Below are 22,372 nucleotides of genomic sequence, written 5' to 3'. Positions count from 1 at the left end.
GGTAAAGCAAGAACCGTGCCACATATTCTTGAAGTCCCATCCCATTACCTGAACCGCAATGGACCTGCTCCGAGCATTTATATGCCTGTTTATGCGATTATAATTTATAAAATTTTGCAACATGTAATGTTGCAAAATTAAAACTACCGCTACATTTTGCAACAACAATCTTCGCCGTCCATTATTTTTGAATCTTATTTTTTATTTTCCTTTAACTTTCTCCAAAGAGTCGTCCTGTTAACGCCCAGCTTCCGTGCAGCTTCAGATAAATTGCCTCCTGCTAACCTTATAGCCTTTGCGATGTACTCTCTTTCTATCTCCTCCAGGGGTTTTATATCATGACTCTCCATTTTCGGCATTACATCACTCTCTTCCCGTTGATAAAACCTTATATCCCCAACGTCTATTAAAGTCCCCTCGCAGAGGGCGCATGCTCTTTCTATAATGCTCTCAAGCTCCCTTACGTTTCCCGGAAAGTTAAAGGTTTTCAAAAAGTCCATTGCCCTTGAAGTTAGGCCGTTTATATACTTTCCGCAGCCAAGCGAATATTTTTTTATGAAATGGGGCACTAGCACATCCAAGTCCTCTTTTCTCTCCCTGAGAGGTGGTATATTAATCTGCAGGACGTTTATGCGATAGAACAGATCTACCCTGAATTTGCCCTGTTTTATCATTTCAACGAGTTCCCTGTTTGTGGCGCATATTATCCTTACATCCACTGGGATTAACCTGTCATCCCCTATCCTCATAACCCTTCTTTCCTGAATTACACGGAGCAGTTTGGACTGGAGGCCCGGAGGCATTTCTCCGATCTCATCGAGAAAAATGGTCCCCCCATGGGCCAGCTCAAACAATCCGGCTTTTCCTCCCTTCCGTGCACCGGTAAAAGCGCCTTCAGCGTAGCCGAAAAGCTCGCTTTCCAGAAGGTTTTCAGGCAGTGCAGCACAGTTTATGGCTACAAAGGGGCCGTTTTTCCTCCTGCTGGCATTGTGAATGCTCTGGGCAAAAAGTTCCTTACCCGTGCCGGTTTCTCCGAATATGAGTACTGTAGAGTCGAGCAGCGCGTATTTTTTGGCCTGATTTACCACATCCTTCATCTTTTCGCTCGAATAGATAATATCATCGAATGTGTACATAGCCACCAGACCCCTGTCGGCAAGCTGCCTTCTTATTTTCTGTTCCACTTTCTGGAGCATGGTGACGTCTTGAAAGGTGGCCACCGCTCCCACGACCTCGTTCCCTACCACTATAGGTACCCGGTTTGTGGTGATCATGGTACCCAAAACTTCCTGCAACTCTCCGATCTGGGGTTTTCCTGTCTCTATCACCTCGTAAAGCCTGGTGTTGGGCACTACCGTCTCAACCTTTCGCCCGACGGCTTCGGCCGGCGGCCTTTTGAATATTTTCTCGGCCATCCTATTGTATATAGAAACTCTGCCCTCTTTATCTATGGCGATAATTCCATCGTGCACGAAGTCTACTATGGTCCTGATCTGTTCGGCTTTTTCTTTCTCCGCCTTGAGTGCTTGGGCCAGCCTGAAAGACTCGCTTACAGCAGCAGCCACGGCTTCCTTTCCAGAGGTGATGAGGCGGCTCTTCAGCCCTAATCTTTTGGCACTGTAAGCGCCGATCGTGTCCCCTATAATTAAACTTACACCCTTTTCTTTGGCTGCGGCAACCTGCCGCAGGCCTTCTTCCTCTTTTTCGATGACCACCTTAATTAAATTTAAATCTAATATCTCCCCGATAACTTCGCAGCCGTATATTACATTTTTATATCCGGCTACACCTATAATTTCTTTGCACCCTATCAATCCGTTAAACTGCCTTAAAATGTCGAAAGCACTTACCTTAATTTCCACTACAGGCACAGAAACTGATTCTTTTATAAGCTGGTACGTGCCCCCTCGACTTATTATGATATCGACACCCTTTTTCTCCCATTCTCTGGCCACCTTGACACCTTCGCTCAAATCTCCTAGCTCCAGTTCGATATCGACATTCAGGTCTTTTTTTACTGTAATTGCGGTCTCCAGCAAATCTCTATAAGGAGCAATAAGCACAATTTTCATTTGTGATTCACCCCCGTACGCCAATCAGGGCCTGGGATTGAATTTATGTTGATAAGCCTTCAGGTTATAAAATTTTTTTCTTTCAAAGGCCATGCTTCCTACTTGAAATTTACTTCTATTTACTTATTAAAGTAAATGCCTTTGGAACATCATTGATAACTTGTTATTCTTTTAAAATTAACGCTTTTCTATCAAAGTCGCTAATTTTTATAACTCAACGATGTTAAATACATCATAAATACATCAAAAATTTGTAAATATCCCAATAATATGTGTAAAGCAGCTTGATAACCCTGATTTTTAATGAACTTTTATAAATTGCAATATGCCAAAAAATTTGTTTTAAAAAACTTTTTATAAATTTTACATTTTAAAAAGAGTCTAATATTTTAGGCTATAATAAATTCTTTGAATGCTTTTTTCTGATACTTACATTCTATTCTTTAAGCAGTTCTTTTAACTGCTCTACCGTATATAAATTTCCCCTAAATTTAATTTTTTTAGGTAGTTCTACTGTATTAGCAACGTTACTGCTAACAAATTTTTGTTTTAAAGCAAAATCTAGAATCTAGAACTTTTCGTATGTTTGTATGGTGTTTATATACAGTATTGGGGAACAATTCAGCTTCTTCAATCAAATATTTATAGTAACTTTGGATGTGTTAACCTTTGCAAATTGTATATTGCCCAACTTGGGGATAATGTATTTGTCTAATATATGTCTGTATGCAGTTTGTGTTGTTTTTTTCATTTTTGATTTTTACGTAATTATCAAACCAGTAATTTAAAAATTCTCCAAAGGTCACCTCAGTGGGGATAACAAAACAATTTTGCTGCAATTGATACTCTTGTTCTGTCAAAATCTTTTTAGCTTCTGCTTCAGAATTAGCAGTGAAATATCTTCTAATTCTTTTTTCATTTATATCCTTCTCCAACTCAATTATTACTTGATATTTATTACCTCTCTTTTTAATCGAACCCACTTTACTTTCTCCCTTTTGGGAGAATATAAAAAAACTTGACTACCTAGCGTGTAGTCAAGGATGAGGTTCTGAAATTGTCTGACAATTTATGTAGTCAAAATGTAGTCAACAATGTCTTTGTAAAATTCTTCAAAATCCTGAAACCCTTGATTTTTTATGGTGCGGGAGAAGGGACTTGAACCCATATGCCACTTTAGGCACTAGAACCTGAATCTAGCGCGTCTGCCAATTCCGCCACTCCCGCCCAAATTCAAAACCTCATTTTTTCCTTTAAAACTGGTGACCCATCCGCGACTCGAACGCGGGACACCCTGCTTAAAAGGCAGGTGCTCTACCTCCTGAGCTAATGGGTCATATAATTATCTGATAATTGGCTGGGATGGTAGGATTCGAACCTACGAATGCCAGAGTCAAAGTCTGGTGCCTTACCGCTTGGCTACATCCCAACATGGGGTGGATAGTGGGACTCGAACCCACGACCTCCAGAGCCACAATCTGGCGCTCTAACCAACTGAACTATATCCACCACACAATAAATGGTGCGCCTGGAGAGATTCGAACTCCCGACACACGGCTTAGAAGGCCGTTGCTCTATCCAACTGAGCTACAGGCGCATATGGAGCGGGTGATGGGAATCGAACCCACGTAACCAGCTTGGAAGGCTGGGGCTCTACCATTGAGCTACACCCGCATATAATCAACTTAATTTAATTTTCCTCGCTTGTTTCTCAATTCGTCTGACAGTTTTAGATTATATCAGATGCCCCTATCTTTGTCAACACCTCCAGTAAAAAATTTTCGTAGATTAAATTGTATAAAAGACATAAAACGAGTAACTCTTCCTTTTACACCTTCTAAGCTTCTTTTATCACTGAAGCTTCTTCTAAATTCACCAATCTTGGGAATATCCCGCTAATATCAATTGTCACTAATGCTATTGTTCTTTTCGCACCTTCTCGTGGCAAAGAAGGACTGCCGGGATTTAAAAGTAAAATATCTTCATGTTTTGAAATCATAGGAATATGTGTATGCCCAAAAAATACCGCATTTACTCCCAATTCTTTTCCTCTATCTAAAATCGTTTGATACTCATACTTCACGTAATATCGGTGTCCATGAGTCAACAGGATTTTTTTGCCTTCTATTTCAATTACTTTCTCCAATTCGTCTTTTGTAGGAAAATCACAATTTCCTTTAACATACTCCAACGGAATACCAAACTCTTGAGATAGTTGAGCGGCGTCTGAAGCATTATCTCCTAAATGAATAAGATAATCTATTCCCTTAAGCTCCCGCAATTTTTTTCTAACTAGTGTAAATATACCATGTGTATCACTAATTACAGCTAAAACCATTTATTTTTCCCCCAAACGTTGTAAAATGTAATTTTTCAATTTCACAAGAGCATTAGCTCTGTGACTTATCTTATTCTTTTCTTCCATAGTAAGTTCTGCCAAAGTTTTCCCTAAATCATCAACGTAAAAAATCGGATCGTATCCAAAACCATTTTTTCCTCGATGACGATCTAAAATATACCCTTCTAATTTACCTTCTAATAAAGTTTCTTTTTCTCTTTCTACCACTGCTATCACTGTCTTAAAATAGGCTTTTCTTTTTTCGTAAGGAACGCCCTCTAATAGTTTTAATAATTTTTTGTTGTTATCTTCATAGGTAGCATTTTCACCAGCAAATCTTGCTGAATATACTCCAGGTTGTCCATTTAAATGCTCCACAAACAATCCTGTATCGTCAGCTATAACAATTCCATCAACCTTTTCTTTTAAAAAGCGAGCCTTGATAAGAGCATTTTCTTCAATCGTATTTCCTGTCTCTTCTATGTCTTCTTTTATACCCAAGTCTGCCATAGAATAAATTTCAACAGGATAGCCTTTAAAAAAATTTTTTATTTCTTCAGTTTTGTGAGGATTGTGGGTTGCTATTATTATTTTCAACTGAATCAACTCCTATTTTATCTACAATATCTGAAAGAACTTCTTTTTGAATTTTGATAATCTGTTCAATCCCATATTCTGCAAGGCTTAAAAGGTCTGTCAAATTCTGCTTTGTAAATGGTCCACCTTCACCTGTTCCCTGTATTTCTACAATTTCTCCTTTGTCTGTCATAACTACATTCATATCTACTAATGCATTCGAATCTTCTTGAAAGGATAAATCTAAAAGCTCATTTCCCTCCACAATTCCTACACTTACAGCCGCAACAAAACCTTTCAAAGGAATCTTAGGGATGTCACCTTTTTCTACCAATTTGTTAAGTGCATCTGCCAATGCTATAAATGAACCTGTAATAGAAGCTGTTCTTGTACCTCCATCCGCTTGGATAACATCGCAATCTATCCAAATAGTTTTTTCTCCTAACACCTCCAAATCTACTACAGACCTTAAAGAACGGCCTATAAGCCGCTGTATTTCCATAGTCCTTCCACTAGGTCTTCCTTTAGTTACTTCTCTTGGATTTCTCGTTTCAGTTGCTCTTGGCAACATACCATACTCACTAGTTATCCAACCCTTACCTGTACCTTTTTGGAATGGAGGTACTTTATCCTCAATAGAAGCTGTACAAATGACTTTTGTCTCCCCTATTTCAATTAGCACAGAACCTTCTGCAAATTTATTAAAATTTCTTGTAATTTTTATAGGTCTCAGCTCATTAAATTCCCTTCCATCAATTCTATTCATTTCTTCAACCCTTTCATTTCATAAAAATAGTTTAATGTTAATTTATCCTCTCATTGTTTTTATTCTACAATATTATTTTAAAACCTTTATTAATATTTTACAAGAACATAAAAACAAAAAAATCTGGTTTAAAAAACCAGATAAATTATGGATTGTTATTTGTATTATATACAGAATTAGAAACAGTGGTAGAAATAGATCCCTCTTTTAATTTTTTAAAATACTCTACAATACCGTTATATATTCCTTGAGCTACTTTCCATTGGAAGGCATCATCTTGAAGCAAGGCTGCATCATCAGGATTCGTTATAAAAGCTGTCTCAATAAGTATTGCTGGCATTTTTGTCTTGTTTAGCACTGACAAACTAGGACCTTCTTTAAGTCCCCTATCTACCGTATTTATCTCTTTCATTAAGTTGTTATAGATAATTTGAGCAAAGGTCTTGTTGTCTCTCGTATCTCCTTTGTATCCATTTGGATAATACCATATTTCTGTGCCTTTAGGAGTTGGAGTTCCAAAAGCATTAGTATGTATACTTATAAATATGTCAGCTCCCGCATTGTTCGCTTCTTGTGACCTAGTAATAAGGTCTACAAATACATCAGAATCTCTAGACATCATTGTTCTAAATCCACCTTTTGTGAGAAGGCTATTTAGTTTAAGAGCGATCCCTAAAACTACGTCAGATTCTCTTAAGCCACCTACTCCTATCGCACCAGGGTCACTTCCCCCATGACCAGGATCTATGTAAATAAGAGGCACTGTATCCGCCTTAGACTTTATAACCAACATTATAATATTTTTATCGACTATTTTTACAGAATAATCCGTTTTGCTAGTAGTATCTGCCACCACCCTCACTGTGTCGTTGTTATACTGTGAATACCTTATAGCCGTTATAACATTTCCTTCTACTGGTATTTGACCAGCTTTATTGCCATCTGGCATTTTAAGAACAGCATCTGATATGTCTACAACTATTTTATTATCCCCTACTCTTTGAGTATTAAAATGTTCTGCATCAGCATTAATTATAACTTTATCATAATCACCTTCTTTTGTAAAACTTATCCCTGTTACATAGCTTGTCCCAACATCAAAAGAAATAGTTAAACGTGTTTTATCCTGCGATTGGATAATTTCGTAAGGCACCACCTCTTTTAAATATATAACTGCTCGCACCTTAGGTGTAGGCTGTGTTTGGTTTTGTGCAATTACTGCCTTTACAAGACTTTTTTTGTTAATTTCTATATCTGTTCTTCCCTTAGCCCATATGGCATCTTCTATATCAATATAAATTCTAATATCCCCACTATTTTCTATAAGTCCTTGGTTATATTTTATAGGATTATCTCCTGTGATATTTATAGAAAATATGCCATTATTATAGCTTGTATCAAAATTTGTTATATTTACAATTTTAGGAGGAGAGGTAGTATTTATTTGATAATTTTTTTGGTCCCATTCTACTTTATAACCAAAAGTCTCAAATAAAAATCTAAAAGGAATATATGTATATCCCTCTTTACTAATTTCTATTATTCTTGCAGGAGCTATCAATTTAACTTCTTTTCCATCTACTAAAGCAATATCACTTCCAATAGTTAATTTAACTGTTTTATCTTTTGTTATAGTAACCGTCTTGGTTTTATCATCCCACTCTACTTTAGCTCCAAATCCTTTTTCTGAGATCACCCTCACAGGAATTAATGTGCTGGCTTTTAAAATTAAAGGTGGGGTCTTACCTGTATCGAAATTTTGACCATCTATTTTAATTGTGACATCTGGAATATTGTAATAAAAAGGTTTTCCATCTACTAAGATAGTATTTTTATAAGCGAAGGCCATACTGTAGGAGGCTAAAATTGCTACAACTATTGCAACAAATAATACTATTTTTTTCACTAAAAACCCCCCTTTTTTTGAAAAAATTCGACTTTAAATATATCATAATACATTAATATTACAAAATGATTACAAACTCATTACAATTTTTTAACTTTATTAGTAATTACATATACTGTATCGGTTAAATGGATTAGTTTTTTGAGTTTTAGGAAAAATAAAAAAGGGAGGTGGCACTTGTGACTAATATAAATTGCACAGCCGATTGTATTTACCAAAAAGAAGGAAAGTGTATTTTATCTAATCTTTCACAGATGAACAAAATCAATGGATTAATTGATGATTATATCGATAAAAACAAAGTCAGCGATGAAAATTCAAATATCAATTGTGCATATTATATAAAAGCAAAAAAATAACAGCAAAATGCTGAAAAATTTGTTCACAAAGTGAGTAATATAAATCAAGCCCCACTTTTAAATGTATAAAAAGTGGAGCTTATTATTAATCTTAGCCTACACTTAGCGTAGGCTATTTATTTTGACAATTCTTCTTTTAAGATTTGATTAGTAAGCTGAGGATTTGCTTTTCCTTTTGTCGCCTTCATAACTTGCCCTACTAAAAAGCCCATTGCTTTCTCTTTGCCGTTTTTGTAATCCTCTACTGATTTAGGATTTTCTACTATGACTTTTTTGATAATTTCTCTTAATTCATTCTCATTAGCTATCTGTTTCAATCCTTTTTCTTCTACTATTACCTCTGGCTCTTTCCCTGTACCAAACATCTCTTCAAAAACAGTTTTAGCAATGGATCCGCTTATTACACCGTTATCAATTAATTTAAGCAACTTTACTAACATTTGCGGTGTTACTGGTACTTCGTCTATTTCTTTTCCTGTCTCATTCATGAGGCGAGAAAATTCTCCCATAAGCCAATTGCTTACAGTCTTTGGAGAATCATATTCGAGAACGCACTTTTCAAAAAAGTCGGCCATTTTCTTTGAAGAAGTTATAATTTTAGCATCATATTCAGGCAAACCGTACTCAGCAATAAATCTTTCTCTCTTGTGGTGTGGCATTTCAGGCAAAGACTTTCTAATCTCTTCTTTCCATTCATCTGTTACAATTATTGGAACTAAATCTGGTTCAGGGAAATACCTGTAGTCATGAGCTTCCTCTTTTGTCCTCATAGGCTCAGTAATTCCTTTTGATTCATTCCATCTTCTTGTCTCTTGTACTATTGTTCCGCCTTCTTCTAAGACTTTTATCTGCCTTTTTATTTCATATTCCAACGCCTTTTGAACGGCTCTAAAGGAGTTTAAATTTTTAAGCTCTATTTTTGTCCCTAATTCAGTACTTCCCACAGGCCTCACAGACACATTTGTATCAACCCTTAAAGAACCTTCCTGCATTTTGCAGTCAGAAACTTCGGTGTACTCTAAAATGTTCTTTAATTTTGTTAAGTATTGATAAGCTTCTTCAGGTGTAGTCATATCTGGTTCAGAAACTATTTCAATGAGAGGCACCCCTGCACGGTTGTAATCTACTAAAGAACCATCTGTATTTTCATGTAGCAACTTTCCAGCATCTTCTTCAATGTGTATCCTCTTTATTCCTATTTTCTTCACCTTACCATCTACTTCAATTTCTACATATCCGTTGCTGCACAAGGGAAGGTCATATTGAGAAATCTGATAAGCTTTGGGCAAGTCAGGATAAAAGTAGTTTTTTCTGTCCATCTTGCTGAAGTTTGCAATTGTGCAGTTTAAAGCAAGTCCCGCTCTTACAGCATATTCTACAACTTTTTTATTTAAAACTGGTAAAGTTCCGGGAAGTCCAAGACATACCGGACATACATGGGTATTAGGTTCTCCGCCAAATTTGGTAGTACAGCTACAAAAAATTTTGCTTTCTGTCAAAAGTTCGGCATGGACCTCTAAGCCAATCACTGCTTCGTACTTCATTATCTTGCACCTCCTATGGCCTGTGGTTTAGCATTAAATTTGTTAGCTTGTTCAAAGGCATAAGCGACATTTAATATTTTCCCTTCGTCAAAATGTCTGCCAATTATCTGAAGTCCAACAGGTAAGCCATCTGAAAGACCACAAGGTATGGATATGCCAGGAAGCCCCGCTATGTTTACCGATACAGTGTATATATCCGCTAAGTACATGGCTAACGGGTCGTTTGCCCTTTCTCCAATTTTAAAAGCTACAGTAGGACTTGTTGGACCTATTATTACATCGCATTTTTCAAAAGCTTTTTCAAAGTCATTTTTAATGAGAGTTCTGACCTTTAATGCTTTTTTGTAATAGGCATCATAATAACCAGAGCTTAAAGCATAAGTCCCTAGCATTATCCTTCTCTTTACTTCTTTGCCAAATCCTTCGCTTCTCGTAACCATGTACATGTCAATCAAATCTTCATATTTTTCTGCAATATGGCCGTATCTTATGCCATCATACCTTGCAAGATTGGAACTAGCCTCTGCCGAAGCGATTATATAATAAGCTGGAAGAGCATATTCTACATAAGGAATAGATATATCTATGATTTCTGCTCCTAAATCCTGTAAAACTTTTATGGATTCTTGTACAGTTTCTTTTACCCCTTCTTCTATTCCCTCGCCAAAAAATTCTTTAGCCACTCCTATCCTCAAACCTTTAATATCTTCTTTGAGATAAGAAGTGTAATCAGGCTTGTCTATTTTTAAAGAAGTAGAGTCTTTTGAGTCATGCCCTATAATTGTATTTAATACAATAGCACAGTCTGTAACATCTTTTGTAAAGGGCCCAATCTGGTCAAGTGAAGAAGCAAAAGCTACAAGGCCATATCTTGACACCAATCCATAAGTAGGTTTCATCCCTACTACACCGCATAAAGAAGCTGGTTGTCTTATAGAACCACCTGTATCTGAACCCAAAGCAAAAGCCGCCTCGTCTGCCGCTATAGCTGCTGCAGAACCACCAGAAGACCCTCCTGGAACACGGGATAAGTCCCAAGGATTTTTTGTAGTCTTAAAAGCGGAATTTTCTGTAGAAGACCCCATTGCAAATTCGTCTAAATTGGATTTTCCTAAAATTATCACTCCTTCTTCTAGTAATTTTTCCACTACTGTGGCATTATAGGGAGGAATATAGTTTTCTAGCATCTTAGAAGAACAAGTGGTTTTTATTCCCTCAGTAGAAATGTTGTCCTTTATTATCACAGGAATACCTGTAAGGTCCGTGTCCTCTCCATTTTTGATTTTTTCATCTGCCTCTTTTGCCCTTTGCAATGCAAAATCCTCTGTAATTGTGATAAGAGCATCTATTTTAGGTTCTACTTCTTTTATTCTTTCAAGATAGGATTTTGTCACTTCCAAAGCGCTGACTTCTCTCTTTTTGAGAAGTTCTCTAAGTTCGTGAATTGTCAAACTATATAATTCCATTTATGTACCTCCTCATTCTATAATCTTAGGCACTTTAAAGCATCCGTTCTCTTTATAAGGTGCATTCATCAATATTTTGTCTCTGTCCATTGAAGGCTTTACCTCGTCTTCTCTAAATACATTATGGATTGGCACTATATGAGCTGTAGGCTCTACATTTTCAGTGTCCAATTCGTTTAATTTGTTTACATAGTCGATAATTTTGCTCAGTTGCACTGTAAACTCTTCTATTTCCTCTTGCGAAAATTTGAGACGGGCCAGTTTAGCCACATGCTCAACTTCGCTCCTACTAATAGCCATACTACCACACCTTTCCTTTATTATTCACATCTTATAGTTTACCACAAAAACATATTTTTTGAAGGATAGAGTTTTTAAATATTTTCACCTTTTAGCATTTCTTCAAATTGTTTTTCATCAATTATCTTTATTCCTAATTCTTGGGCTTTTTTAAGTTTAGAGCCAGGATCTTTACCTACTAATACATAGTCTGTTTTTTTACTTACTGAATTTGTAACTTTCCCACCTCTTTCCTCAATCATTCTGGTAGCTTCTTCTCTCGTGTAATTTCCCAACGCTCCTGTCAAAACAAAAATTTTCTCTTCAAATATGTTGCTTACTTTTTCTTTTGAAAGCTTTTTCATGTTTACTCCAGCCTTTTTAAGTTTTTCAATTGTCTCTACATTTTGTTTTTCTGCAAAAAAGGAAACTATACTTCTTGCCATCTTAGGCCCTATGTCAGGCAACTGTATAAAATCTTCAAATTTTGCCTTCGCGATATTGTCCATTGTCTTAAAATGCTCAGCAATCACTTGGGCAGCTTTACTGCCTATTAAGTTTATACCCAAGCCAAAGAGCAATCTATCTAAATCTCTTGCTTTGCTTTCTTCAATAGCATTTAATAAATTTTTAACAGATTTGTCCCCCATTCTTTCTAATTGTATTAAATCTTCGTATTTAAGATAATACAAATCTGCTATATTGTGAATTAGATCTTTTGACAAAAGCTGATTTATTATAGCTGGCCCCAATCCTTCTATATCCATTGCATCTTTTGAAGCAAAGTGGATAATGCCTCTTAGAAGCTGTGCAGGACAATTCAGGCCTGTGCAACGCCTTATAGCCTCCCCCGGAAGCCTCACAGCTAAAGCACCGCATTCAGGGCATCTATCTGGCATTACAAACTCTCTTTCTTGTCCAGTCCTCTCTTCTTTTACCACTTCTACTACTTCAGGAATGATTTCTCCCGCTTTTTGAACTATTACCGTATCTCCTATCCTTATGTCTTTCTCTTTTATGTAATCTTCATTGTGAAGGGTAGCTCGGCTTACAACTGAACCTGAAATAGTTACAGGCTCTAATATAGCTGTAGGTGTAAGAGCTCCAGTTCTTCCTACTTGAACTATTATATCCAAGACTTTTGTCTTTTTCCTCTCTGCAGGATATTTAAAAGCAACAGCCCACCTGGGGTCTTTTGCAGTCTGTCCTAAAATTTCTCTCTTTTCAAGGTCATTTACTTTTACAACTGCTCCATCAATGTCGTAAGGCAGCTTACCCCGCAAGTTTCTTATTTCTTCTATTTCTTTCATTACTTCATCTATATTGCTACATTTTTTATGAATTGGTATTACTTTAAATCCTTGTTCTTTCAAAAATTCCAATGTCTCTATGTGAGTTTTAAATTTTCTACCCTCAATCTTCTGAAGGTTAAAAATAAAAATGTCTAAATCTCTTTTCGCCGTCACTTTAGGATCTAATTGCCTTAAAGAACCTGCTGCAGCATTTCTGGGATTTGCAAAAAGGCTTTCCCCTAATTTTTCTCTCTCCTCATTTAATTTTTCAAAAGAAGTGCGGGGCATGAAGACCTCTCCTCTTACAACAAGGCTCACATCATCCTTAAGCCTTAAAGGAATTGACTTTATAGTCTTTAAATTTTGTGTGACATTTTCTCCTACGATCCCGTCTCCTCTTGTAGAACCTACAGTAAATATGCCGTTTTCATAAATTAGTTCCACAGATAAGCCGTCAATTTTTAATTCTACTACGTACTCTACATCTCCCACTGCCTCTCTTACTCTTCTGTCAAAGTCTCTAAGTTCTCCCTCAGAAAAAGCATTAGCCAAACTTAACATTGGAACTACATGGATAAAAGGCTCAAATTCTTTTAAAGGCTCCCCACCTACTCTTTGGGATGGAGAGTCTGGAGTTTTAAGCTCTGGATATTTTTCTTCTAATTCTATAAGTTCTCTCATCAGCATGTCGTACTCATAGTCTGAAATTTCTGGTTGGTCCAAAACATAATATCTGTAATTGTGATAGTTTATTTTCTCTCTTAAGTCCTTTACCCTTTCTTTTGGATCCATAATCCAACCTCCACAACTTAATAAATAGCTTTAATAGGAGCAAATTTTAAGTCTAACTTTTTTATGCCCACATTTGGAAAGGCAACTGTAATCTCTTCTCCTTCTACTTTTACTACAGTACCTGTTCCCCATATTTTATGCTCTACTTTATCTCCTAAATTATATTGAGCCTTTTCATAAGTTTTCCTTTCTACATAGCTAGATACAGGCCTATACTCTTCCCTTGGCTTTGATAACTCATGGTATCTTACTAAAAACCTCTCAGGTATTTCGCTTATAAAACGGGAATAGGAGCTGTACTGAGATTTGCCGTATAAATTTCTCCTCCTCGCATAGGTCAAATAAAGTTTTTCTTTAGACCTCGTAATACCAACATAACAAAGCCGTCTTTCCTCTTCTAATTCATATTCATCTGTAAATGACTTAAAAGAAGGAAATATTCCTTCCTCCATGCCCACCATAAAGACTATAGGAAACTCTAACCCTTTTGCAGAATGTAAAGTCATGAGAATAACGCTTTCTCCAATCTCTCCAGCCAAGTCAATATCAGAAACCAATGTTATGCCGGACAAAAATGCTTCTAAAGATTTGTCCTCTGAAGACTCTTCAAATTCATAAGCCGCATTTAAAAACTCATTTAGGTTTTCTATTCTTCCCTCTGCTTGTTCTGATTCTTCTTTTTCTAACTCCTCTATATATCCAGTCTCTTCTAAAATGTAATTTATTACTTCACTGACAGCCATTGTATCTTTTTTATCAATTAATTCTAAAATAAACTTCTTAAATTCTAAAAGGCTATTTTTAGCCCTTTGGCTTACTTTTGCATCATCTATTGCAAAAAAAAGACTGGTGTCTTTCTCCAAAGCTGTAGCCTCTAATGCTTCAATGGTTGCAGCTCCAATACCTCTTTTAGGAACGTTTATTATCCTTTTAAAAGATATGTCATCATAAGGATTTACAAGTATACGCAAATAGGCAATTATGTCTTTTATTTCTTTTCTGTCGTAAAACCTTAAAGCTCCGACCACTTTGTAAGGAATTCGCACCCTCATTAAGGCTTCCTCAAAAGCACGGGACTGGGCATTTGTCCTGTATAAAATAGCAAAATCCCTAAAACTTCTATTTTCTCTTTCTTTTAAGTTGATTATTTCCTGTATAACAAATTCCGCCTCTTCCCTCTCATTCTCTAATTCACAGAGAATTATCCTTTCTCCTTCTTCATTATTTGTCCATAAAGTCTTTTTCTTCCTTCTTATATTATTATCTATGACATAATTGGCAGCTTCCAATATTGTTTTGGTAGAACGATAGTTTTGCTCTAATTTTATAACTTTAGCCTCAGGATAATCCTTCTCAAAGTTTAATATGTTTTTTACATCTGCCCCTCTCCAACCATATATACTTTGGTCATCATCGCCAACCACACATAAGTTTCTGTATTTCTGGGCTAACATATTCACAAAATGGTATTGAGGCATATTTGTGTCTTGATATTCATCTACCATTATGTATTTAAATTTTCTCTGGTAAAAGTCTAAAACTTCGGGGCTTTCCTTAAAAAGTTCAATAGTTTTTATAATTATGTCATCAAAATCAAGGGCATTGTTTTTCTTTAACTTTTTTTGATATAATTTGTATATTTCACTTATTTTCTTACTTCTATACTCATTTCCAAAAACATAAATATACTCTTCAGGAGTTACCATTTTATCCTTTGCAGAAGAAATAGCATTTAAGACAGTTTTCACAGGATACTGTTTTTCACTTAAATTTAGCTCTTTAAGGGATTCCTGTATTAAAGCCTTTTGGTCAGTAGTATCAAATATGACGAAATTTCTGTCATAGCCTATTTTGTCAATATCTCGCCTTAAAATTCTCACACAGGCAGAATGGAAAGTAGATACCCATAGGTCACCTATATAACCTAATAAATCTTCTACTCTTGTTTTCATTTCTTCTGCCGCTTTATTTGTAAAAGTGATAGCCAGTATGTTAGAAGGGGATACTTTTTTCTCTTTTATAAGATAAGCAATTCTATGAGTTAGGACGCGAGTCTTGCCGCTTCCAGCTCCCGCTAATATCAAAAGAGGTCCTTCTGTAGTCATAACTGCTTCTCTTTGTTTGTCATTGAGGTTACCTAATATGTTGTTCATTTTTTTCACTCCAATTTAGTCTTAAAAAAGCCCGGTTTTAATCCCGGGATTCTGTTTCTAATCTATCTAATATAATTTTATATCCATTTGCTCCATAATTCAATGCCCTATTTACTCTGCTTATGGTAGCAGTACTTGCTCCTGTCTTTTCTGCAATTTCTATGTAAGTCTTCTTTTGGCGAAGCATTTTTGCAACTTCCAATCTCTGCGCTAATGCCTTTATTTCATTTATTGTAGCAATATCTTCAAAAAACCTGTAACATTCCTCTATATTTCTAAGTTTTAGAATAGCCTCAAACAACTGGTCAACAAGCTCATCTTTAATTTTAGATTCATACATAATTACCCCTCACTCAACAAAATAATTAAATTGTTTACAAATATATTGTAATAAATATCAAAAAATAATTCAATACTTTAAAGCGATTTTTTATAACGTATTCAAAATAGATTTGTAGTTGTTTTTGTAGACAAATGCCTTTTAAAGTTTCGGGTCATAATGACAAAAAAGAAAAAAGGCGATATAATTAAAAATACTACCCGGTTTTTCTCCGGGTAGTATTGAGTCTCCTATTTTTGTCTTTTTTCTAATTGATTGACTCTTTTATAGAGTTCAATCATTCTTTTTATTAAGTTTTTTTCAGCAAGAGCTGTCATAAGCTGGTCTTGAGCGTGAATTACTAGGAAATTAGGAGCTTCGCTTTGCTCTCCTTGTGTCAGCATATTTTGGTATTTGTGCCCTTCATAAAATTCTTCATCTGCTTTTTCAAGATGCTTCTCAGCTTCTTCAAAGTCTCCTCTTTCGGCTGCATCCAATGCTTCATAAGCTTCCGCTCTTGCATTTCCTCCATGCAATACTAAGTTGTATATTATTTGTTCTAAGTCCATTAGTTTCACTCCCATCACGAATTATTCTTGGTCTGCTGCTTTTTTTTCGTTCTTTAAAAGTTGAGCTTCATACATTTTAAAGAAGGGATAGTATATAATTGCTGTTACAATTAAATTTACCAGCTGCAACAAAGCTCCTTGCCAATGGCCACCGGAAGATAAAAATCCGCTTATAAAAACTGGAACTGTAAAAGGCAATTGTATTAAAGGTCTTGGTACTAAGTTTACAGCAAAAGCAAAGTAATTTATTGTTACAACAGCTGCTGGAGCTAATATAAACGGAATAATGAGTATTGGATTTAACACAATAGGAGCACCAAAAATCAATGGTTCGTTTATATTGAATATTGCAGGTATAAGTTCAGCTCTTCCAATGGTCCTAAGTTGTGCAGAAGCAGATAATAAAAACATTATTGTCAAAGCCCATGTAGTACCTGAACCACCTAAGTGAGTAAACACATGGAAGAAAGGTTCAGTTACAATACCTGGTAAAGGCAGTCCTTTTGCTGCAGCCGCTGCATTTGCAGCCAATTGAGTCATCCAGAAAGGATAAGCAATTGAAGAAACAACATTCATACCGTGAATTCCTAATGACCACAAAAGCATCATGAGTATTATTTCAGCTAAAGCTGCAGGATAACTATTTGATGCAGCAACAAGGGGCTTAAATAAGTCAAGCACCAATTGTGGCAATGTTATATGGAAGTTTGCCCATACAATCCATTCTACAATCCACGCTGACACTATCATTACAAACATAGGAACTAATGCTAAGAAGCTTCTTACCACATAAGGTGGTACACCTTCAGGCATTTTTATTACCAAACCACTTTTGTTAAAGAATCTCACAACTATTGCACTAATTATGCCTATTATTATTGCTACAAACAAACCTTGACCGCCGAGATAATTTAGTACATCTCCAAAAGTAACTTTTGTCACATCTGTTGCAGGAAAGCTTGTTATAAAAAACGCCAACATTGAAATAATCCCCGTCATCGTCTCGTCGAGGTCCCATCGTGTAGCAAGGCTATAAGCTGTACCAAAGGCTACCATCATAGCCATTATCCCAAAAGTAAGTTGGAAAGGTATCATGATTTGAGCTGCAATAGGTTTTACTGCTCTTGCCCATGCATGTATAGGTGCCCAATTAATTCCCTCTGGTGGATTTGCTATAATTAAGAAAAGCGCACCAGTCAAAATCACAGGCAAAGCAAAGCTTGAAAATGCGTCTCTAATTGACTGCAAATACACATTTTGCGCTATACGGGCAAGAACTGGCATTAAAGATTCTTCCATCCACTTCATAAACCAATTGTTTGAAAGCCTATCGTTCATTTTATTCCCTCCTTAAACTTCTTTTCCACTTTTCTTAGCAAGCTCAATTATTTGATTTAATATTTTTTTGCCATCCATCATAGCAAAGGCCTGCATGTCGACTATATCAACAGGGATATTGTATTTAGAAGCGATTGATTCAATTTCTTTTTTGAGATGTCTTACTTGCGGTTCTAATAACGCTACATCATATTCCTCTGCCTTCTTTTTGAACTCTCCTGTACCGCCAGCATCTACCACAACATCCAATCCTTGCTTTTTAGCTTCATCTGTTACTTTTTTAGCAAGTGCACTGGAAGTTGCTCCCCAGCTGCAGAGTATTACTCCTCTTATTGCCATCCTTTGCACCTCCTTTCAAAGATTATTTCATTTTTTTTCATTTTTTTATGTTGTTTTTGTAGGTTGCTATCATAAAGTTGTATCATTTTTATGACATAAGTCTGAATTGCAAACACTATTAATATAAAGGCACTCCCAAAAGCCATTATTTTTAAGCCATTAAGGAAGCTATCATGAAACATGGCATAAAATCCTGTAGAAAACCATACTACCCCCAAGAGCAAATAAAATATTTTCCTTTGAACTCTCGATATGCTAAACATTTTTGATCCTCTCCTAAATTATCCTTTTTATTTCTTCATAAAATTTTTTCAATAACACTTCTTTTATTTTTTCTTTGACCTCCTTTTGGGACTGTGCTTCGTTAAGAGTATTCACCAAATCTTCTCTTTCAATTAAAGACACGCTTAAATCTCCCAAAACTTCAATTCCTTCTCTATCACCTTCTGGTGCTACCATTAAAAAAACTGTCCTTATCTTTTCATAATCTCCTACAAGATTTTTCATTTTTACTTCCTCTATAACTTTTCCTACAACTACTAATGGAAAATCTATATTTTCAATTGTGCAATGATATATGACAAATCCTTTGTTTGGTAATACTATTTTACCTAAGCTTTCTCTTTTTAAAAGTCTTTCTTTTATTTGCTCCTTTTGATTTTCATTAATTAAATTTTCATCTATCAAATTCTTAAGAATATATTCTATTATTTGAGTAGACTTTTCACCTGTTACAGTCATATAGGTTATAGAATCGCATAATTCTAAAATTCTCTTTCCATAATTAGCTATATGAAAGGCCTCTTTTTCGTAATTTTCTTCCTCCTCTTTTTTTATTCCGTACTCCATAATAAAGTCTGTATTTAAGGCCTTCTTTAGCTTTTCTACATCTTCCTTCAAAAGCAAAGGATTTACTACAACGACTTTTTTATCTTTTATGTCAAGAGGTATTGTAGAAACAATTAAGTCTATATCATCTCTTCCTTTTAAATCTTTTAGTTTTATGCTGGAGGTAACATCCACTATGTTTATTTGTGGAAACATCTGAAGTTTTGACATCAGCATTCTGGAGGTTCCAATACCACTAGCACATACCACCATTATGTTGTACTTTTTGGCGGCCTCTTTTTTCCTCTCTAAAGCTGCACCAAAATGCATAGCAATATATCCAACTTCATCTTCTGGAATATCCATGTTTAATTTTTTTCGCAAAACATCGCAAACTCTATTACTTTTTTCAAAAAGCAAAGGATATTTTGTTTTTATATCCTCCAACAAAGGGTTTCTTATATCAAGTCCCATCTCCAATCTGTACACCGCCGGAACTAAATGACTCTTTAAGCCATCTTCCAAAAACTCATCTTCTGAAAAACTGACATCAAAAATTTTTTCTGCTTCTTTTATCATGTCCCGGGCAATAATCTCTATGTCTTTGTCATTGTAATTTTGAGTAGTTGACCTGTACTTTGCACCTATAAGGTGTATTGTCACATAGCCAATCTCATCTTCAGGTATAGGTATATCCAATTCTTCTTGTAAATATTTAGCTAACTTTTTAGCAAATTTGTATTCATTAGTTTTTTTAAGTTCCTGTAAATTGTCTTCACCCATTTCAATAGTTTCACCATTTTGAAGCCTTTTTATAGCTAAGGCAAGGTGAACGACAAGGCCTAAATAAGAACTCTCTACAATTTCATAGTCAATTTGCGATTTTAATTTTAAAATTGCCTTTTCTATTTTCAAGACAGTATCGTAGTCAATTAAGTTTAAAAGCCTCAAATCTATGTTTTTTTCAATATTGTTTTTTGCGAGATATCCTGTTTTTAAGAAATCAATCAAATCTGCAGTATCAAAATTCTCATACAAAAAGTTAGCTATAGCTTTTCTAAAAGAGTTTTCGCTTCCCGATATATAAACGCCATAACCTGGCTTTGTTATTAAAGTTAATCCTTGTTTTTCAATCCACTTTTCTAATTCTTTAAGGTCATAACTTATTGTAGAAGTGGTGACGCCAAATTTTTTGCTGAAATACTCTAATTTAACAGGCTCATTTAGCTGCAAAAGCTCTGACAATATCATTTTTCTTCTCTCTTCTGTTTCAAACTCTGAACGATATCCTACTATATCCAGCTTTAGCTTCTCAATATCAGCAACATTGCCTTCTATAACCAACCCATCAGTCTTATTTACAATTTTTGAGTTGTAATTTTTAACAAATTCATTTATAGAAGCAATTTCTCTGTATCCTGTCCTTTTGCTTATATCAAATTCTTTCATAATGTCTTCCATTCTTGTATTTGAAGAGGACAGTATTTTTCTTAAAATTTGCAGTTGGCGCCCACTTAGCTTATTCATTTTACATCATCACTTTTCCGTGACATTAATTTAATAATAGTATCTCTTTTTACGTCTATATTATACACCTAATCGCTAAATTAACAAGGAAAAGATGTAAATCATCTGGCATTAGCATTGTGTCATATTTTTAATTGTAAAAATATACAAAATAATTTTGTTGACAAAGTTGAAAAATATTCAAAGGAGATATTTTGCATCGTTGCTCCGATGTTCCAAAGCGACAAAACTAAAGCTCGACCTTCAGGTTCCGGCAGGGTACCTACGTCAGGTGGCATCCATGCCTTAAGGTGCCCACCTTCGCCCTCCTTGGCTTCAGCCCTGCCTCCACTCTCGATCCCGCTAAGTTTTGTTAGCGCTTTGTAACAAGTCACACCGATTGCAAAATATCTCCTTTACGAAAGTTTGTTGATAAGTTTTATTTTATTGGCATTTTGCATATTAAAAGTAAAGGTCTCTTTCTCCATTTTCTATTCTTGTAAGCCTTCTCTTTGTCTCTTCCCTTACAGTTATTGATGGAATTTTCTCTAAATTTACCGCTATTGCTTTTTCTCCAATTTCCTTAGTTTTTTCATCTCCGTAATCAATCAAAAACTCTTTGAAGGTTAGTATCGCATTTGGTAGGCAGAAGTTGTGTATTTGCCCTGATTTTGCAAAACTCATAAACCTGTCTCCTGTACGCCCCATTCTGTAGCAAGCAGTACAATAACTTGGAAGATACCCTTGTTCACACAAAGTTCTTAAGATTTCATTAGGACTTCTTTTGTCTTCTACCTCAAATTGTGGCTTTGAACCACCTTTTTTGGATATCTCTTCATGATATCCACCTACTCCTGTACAAGAACCTGCACTAATCTGAGAAATGCCAATGCTTATTACTTCTTCTCTAAATTTAGGCTTTTCTCTTGTAGACAAAATCATTCCAGTATAGGGCACTGCCATTCTTATAACTGCTACTAATTTTTTAAAGTCTTTATCTGATACAATATATGGAAATTTATCTATGGAAGTGTTAAGAGCTGGTCTAAGTCGCGGTACTGAAATAGTATGTGGCCCAACTCCAAATCTTTCCTCTAAATGGTTCGCATGATAAAGCATAGCAACAGTTTCGTACTTGTAATCATAAAGCCCATACAAAACTCCTAATCCTACATCGTCAATGCCTGCCTCCATAGCCCTGTCCATAGCAGTCAAATGATAGTCGTAATCATGTTTTGGTCCCTGTGGATGCATGTATTGATAAGTGGGCCTATGGTAAGTTTCTTGGAATAAAATATATGTCCCTATTCCTATTTCTTTAAGTTTTTTGTAATTTTCCACAGTAGTCGCCGCTATATTGACATTTACTCTTCTAATACTTCCATTTTTAAGTTTTGTATCGTAGATCGTCTTTATTACATCGAGAATATAATCTATAGGGCAATTTACAGGGTCCTCCCCAGCTTCAACTGCTAATCTTTTATGTCCCATCTCTTCTAAAATCTCAACTTCTCTCCTCACTTCTTCCATTGTAAGCTTTTTTCTTTCCTGTTCATTAGAATGTCTGTAACCACAATATCTACAGTTGTTTACACAGTAGTTACTTACATAAAGGGGAGCAAATATTACAATCCTATTCCCATATATTTCTTCTTTTATATACCTTGCTACTTTAAACATCTCATTGAGTAAATCCCCATCTTCTACATTTAAAAGTACCGCTGCTTCTTCAGGAGTAATGCCTTTTAGCTTTTTAGCCTTCTCTATAATTTCCAATGCATCTTTACTTGTCGCTTTTTTAGCATTTTTCAAATCCTGTAATATCTTCTCATCATTAATAAAATCCGCTTTTTCTTTTAACATACTTTATCTCCTCCCTTACCCTCAGGAAAATCCCCTTGGGCTTAGTTTTATTTTTATTATATACTAT

19 protein-coding genes and 6 tRNA genes are annotated in these 22,372 nt (G+C 35.5%); 1 reads left to right on the top strand and 24 read right to left on the bottom strand.

The features are described from left to right. Positions 1 to 194: 194 nt before the first annotated feature. The 12 genes from M663_RS0109590 to M663_RS0109535 form a co-directional block, all read right to left on the bottom strand. Complete coding sequence (locus tag M663_RS0109590) at positions 195 to 2,072, bottom strand: sigma-54-dependent Fis family transcriptional regulator (protein ID WP_003868187.1); 1,878 nt, start codon at positions 2,070 to 2,072, stop codon at positions 195 to 197. A gap of 662 nt (positions 2,073 to 2,734) precedes the next feature. Further along, on the bottom strand, positions 2,735 to 3,055 hold the full coding sequence (locus tag M663_RS15495; protein ID WP_012269553.1) for a hypothetical protein: 321 nt from the start codon (positions 3,053 to 3,055) through the stop codon (positions 2,735 to 2,737). Positions 3,056 to 3,212: 157 nt separating this feature from the next. Continuing rightward, positions 3,213 to 3,299: transfer RNA gene (locus M663_RS0109580), tRNA-Leu, on the bottom strand. Between the two features lie 33 nt (positions 3,300 to 3,332). Further along, positions 3,333 to 3,408: transfer RNA gene (locus tag M663_RS0109575), tRNA-Lys, on the bottom strand. An 18-nt stretch (positions 3,409 to 3,426) separates the two neighbouring features. Next, positions 3,427 to 3,501: transfer RNA gene (locus tag M663_RS0109570), tRNA-Gln, on the bottom strand. A 3-nt stretch (positions 3,502 to 3,504) separates the two neighbouring features. Continuing rightward, a tRNA-His gene (locus tag M663_RS0109565) sits at positions 3,505 to 3,581 on the bottom strand. 11 nt (positions 3,582 to 3,592) lie between these two features. Beyond that, positions 3,593 to 3,669 (bottom strand) — tRNA-Arg (locus tag M663_RS0109560). Positions 3,670 to 3,672: 3 nt separating this feature from the next. Beyond that, positions 3,673 to 3,746, bottom strand: a tRNA-Gly gene (locus M663_RS0109555). A 163-nt stretch (positions 3,747 to 3,909) separates the two neighbouring features. After that, on the bottom strand, positions 3,910 to 4,410 hold the full coding sequence (locus M663_RS0109550) for a metallophosphoesterase (RefSeq protein ID WP_003868188.1): 501 nt from the start codon (positions 4,408 to 4,410) through the stop codon (positions 3,910 to 3,912). Continuing rightward, the gene (locus M663_RS0109545) at positions 4,411 to 5,007 is read right to left on the bottom strand and encodes an XTP/dITP diphosphatase (RefSeq protein ID WP_003868189.1); all 597 of its coding nucleotides are present in this window, start codon (positions 5,005 to 5,007) and stop codon (positions 4,411 to 4,413) included. After that, entirely contained in the window at positions 4,967 to 5,752 is a 786-nt protein-coding gene (gene rph, locus M663_RS0109540) for a ribonuclease PH (RefSeq protein WP_029688754.1), read from the bottom strand. Before rph ends, M663_RS0109545 begins: the two co-directional genes overlap by 41 nt. Positions 5,753 to 5,897: 145 nt before the next feature. After that, the gene (locus tag M663_RS0109535; protein ID WP_029688753.1) at positions 5,898 to 7,658 is read right to left on the bottom strand and encodes an N-acetylmuramoyl-L-alanine amidase family protein; all 1,761 of its coding nucleotides are present in this window, start codon (positions 7,656 to 7,658) and stop codon (positions 5,898 to 5,900) included. Between the two features lie 179 nt (positions 7,659 to 7,837). On the opposite strand from M663_RS0109535, the gene M663_RS0109530 reads away from it, so the two are divergent. Next, the gene (locus M663_RS0109530) at positions 7,838 to 8,017 is read left to right on the top strand and encodes a hypothetical protein (RefSeq protein WP_013149965.1); all 180 of its coding nucleotides are present in this window, start codon (positions 7,838 to 7,840) and stop codon (positions 8,015 to 8,017) included. A gap of 116 nt (positions 8,018 to 8,133) precedes the next feature. Here the strand turns inward: M663_RS0109530 and gatB are convergent, their stop codons facing one another. From gatB to hydG, 12 genes are all read right to left on the bottom strand, one after another. Then, entirely contained in the window at positions 8,134 to 9,561 is a 1,428-nt protein-coding gene (gene gatB, locus M663_RS0109525) for an Asp-tRNA(Asn)/Glu-tRNA(Gln) amidotransferase subunit GatB (protein ID WP_029688752.1), read from the bottom strand. After that, positions 9,561 to 11,027, bottom strand: a complete 1,467-nt coding sequence (gene gatA / locus M663_RS0109520; RefSeq protein ID WP_029688751.1) for an Asp-tRNA(Asn)/Glu-tRNA(Gln) amidotransferase subunit GatA — start codon at positions 11,025 to 11,027, stop codon at positions 9,561 to 9,563. The genes gatB and gatA overlap by 1 nt, the downstream gene beginning before the upstream one ends. Before the next feature lie 12 nt (positions 11,028 to 11,039). Then, the gene (gene gatC / locus M663_RS0109515; protein WP_003868770.1) at positions 11,040 to 11,327 is read right to left on the bottom strand and encodes an Asp-tRNA(Asn)/Glu-tRNA(Gln) amidotransferase subunit GatC; all 288 of its coding nucleotides are present in this window, start codon (positions 11,325 to 11,327) and stop codon (positions 11,040 to 11,042) included. Positions 11,328 to 11,401: 74 nt separating this feature from the next. Continuing rightward, entirely contained in the window at positions 11,402 to 13,390 is a 1,989-nt protein-coding gene (gene ligA / locus M663_RS0109510; protein WP_029688749.1) for an NAD-dependent DNA ligase LigA, read from the bottom strand. A gap of 17 nt (positions 13,391 to 13,407) precedes the next feature. Then, positions 13,408 to 15,543 (bottom strand): DNA helicase PcrA, encoded by a 2,136-nt coding sequence (pcrA, locus tag M663_RS0109505; protein ID WP_029688748.1) that lies wholly within the window; start codon positions 15,541 to 15,543, stop codon positions 13,408 to 13,410. 37 nt (positions 15,544 to 15,580) lie between these two features. After that, positions 15,581 to 15,883 (bottom strand): YerC/YecD family TrpR-related protein, encoded by a 303-nt coding sequence (locus tag M663_RS0109500; protein WP_029688747.1) that lies wholly within the window; start codon positions 15,881 to 15,883, stop codon positions 15,581 to 15,583. A 230-nt stretch (positions 15,884 to 16,113) separates the two neighbouring features. After that, positions 16,114 to 16,431: a PTS lactose/cellobiose transporter subunit IIA gene (locus tag M663_RS0109495; protein ID WP_003870489.1), complete on the bottom strand. Its 318-nt coding sequence runs from the start codon at positions 16,429 to 16,431 to the stop codon at positions 16,114 to 16,116. A 21-nt stretch (positions 16,432 to 16,452) separates the two neighbouring features. Then, the gene (locus tag M663_RS0109490; RefSeq protein ID WP_029688746.1) at positions 16,453 to 17,769 is read right to left on the bottom strand and encodes a PTS transporter subunit EIIC; all 1,317 of its coding nucleotides are present in this window, start codon (positions 17,767 to 17,769) and stop codon (positions 16,453 to 16,455) included. A 12-nt stretch (positions 17,770 to 17,781) separates the two neighbouring features. Further along, positions 17,782 to 18,108, bottom strand: a complete 327-nt coding sequence (locus M663_RS0109485) for a PTS sugar transporter subunit IIB (RefSeq protein ID WP_003870491.1) — start codon at positions 18,106 to 18,108, stop codon at positions 17,782 to 17,784. Continuing rightward, positions 18,099 to 18,371 carry a hypothetical protein gene (locus M663_RS0109480; RefSeq protein ID WP_029688745.1) on the bottom strand — a complete coding sequence of 91 codons (273 nt, stop codon included), beginning with the start codon at positions 18,369 to 18,371 and terminating at the stop codon, positions 18,099 to 18,101. Before M663_RS0109480 ends, M663_RS0109485 begins: the two co-directional genes overlap by 10 nt. A gap of 13 nt (positions 18,372 to 18,384) precedes the next feature. Beyond that, the gene (locus M663_RS0109475) at positions 18,385 to 20,463 is read right to left on the bottom strand and encodes a BglG family transcription antiterminator (RefSeq protein WP_029688744.1); all 2,079 of its coding nucleotides are present in this window, start codon (positions 20,461 to 20,463) and stop codon (positions 18,385 to 18,387) included. Between the two features lie 441 nt (positions 20,464 to 20,904). After that, positions 20,905 to 22,305: a [FeFe] hydrogenase H-cluster radical SAM maturase HydG gene (gene hydG / locus M663_RS0109465; protein ID WP_029688743.1), complete on the bottom strand. Its 1,401-nt coding sequence runs from the start codon at positions 22,303 to 22,305 to the stop codon at positions 20,905 to 20,907. Positions 22,306 to 22,372 lie beyond the last annotated feature (67 nt).

It is taken from the genome of Thermoanaerobacter sp. A7A (genome assembly GCF_000445185.1).
GTDB lineage: Bacteria > Bacillota > Thermoanaerobacteria > Thermoanaerobacterales > Thermoanaerobacteraceae > Thermoanaerobacter.
The sequence above is the reverse complement of the archived record's forward strand: the minus strand, read 5'-3'. Positions and strand labels throughout refer to the sequence as shown.

Bases quoted from the DNA above. Each gene is read 5' to 3' on its own strand.
- M663_RS0109590 (WP_003868187.1), bottom strand. From the start codon at position 2,072: ATGAAAATTGTGCTTATTGCTCCTTATAGAGATTTGCTGGAGACCGCA.
- M663_RS0109550 (WP_003868188.1), bottom strand. From the start codon at position 4,410: ATGGTTTTAGCTGTAATTAGTGATACACATGGTATATTTACACTAGTT.
- rph (WP_029688754.1), bottom strand. From the start codon at position 5,752: ATGAATAGAATTGATGGAAGGGAATTTAATGAGCTGAGACCTATAAAA.
- gatB (WP_029688752.1), bottom strand. From the start codon at position 9,561: ATGAAGTACGAAGCAGTGATTGGCTTAGAGGTCCATGCCGAACTTTTG.
- gatA (WP_029688751.1), bottom strand. From the start codon at position 11,027: ATGGAATTATATAGTTTGACAATTCACGAACTTAGAGAACTTCTCAAA.
- gatC (WP_003868770.1), bottom strand. From the start codon at position 11,327: ATGGCTATTAGTAGGAGCGAAGTTGAGCATGTGGCTAAACTGGCCCGT.
- ligA (WP_029688749.1), bottom strand. From the start codon at position 13,390: ATGGATCCAAAAGAAAGGGTAAAGGACTTAAGAGAGAAAATAAACTAT.
- pcrA (WP_029688748.1), bottom strand. From the start codon at position 15,543: ATGAACAACATATTAGGTAACCTCAATGACAAACAAAGAGAAGCAGTT.
- M663_RS0109500 (WP_029688747.1), bottom strand. From the start codon at position 15,883: ATGTATGAATCTAAAATTAAAGATGAGCTTGTTGACCAGTTGTTTGAG.
- M663_RS0109495 (WP_003870489.1), bottom strand. From the start codon at position 16,431: ATGGACTTAGAACAAATAATATACAACTTAGTATTGCATGGAGGAAAT.
- M663_RS0109490 (WP_029688746.1), bottom strand. From the start codon at position 17,769: ATGAACGATAGGCTTTCAAACAATTGGTTTATGAAGTGGATGGAAGAA.
- M663_RS0109485 (WP_003870491.1), bottom strand. From the start codon at position 18,108: ATGGCAATAAGAGGAGTAATACTCTGCAGCTGGGGAGCAACTTCCAGT.
- M663_RS0109480 (WP_029688745.1), bottom strand. From the start codon at position 18,371: ATGTTTAGCATATCGAGAGTTCAAAGGAAAATATTTTATTTGCTCTTG.
- M663_RS0109475 (WP_029688744.1), bottom strand. From the start codon at position 20,463: ATGAATAAGCTAAGTGGGCGCCAACTGCAAATTTTAAGAAAAATACTG.
- hydG (WP_029688743.1), bottom strand. From the start codon at position 22,305: ATGTTAAAAGAAAAAGCGGATTTTATTAATGATGAGAAGATATTACAG.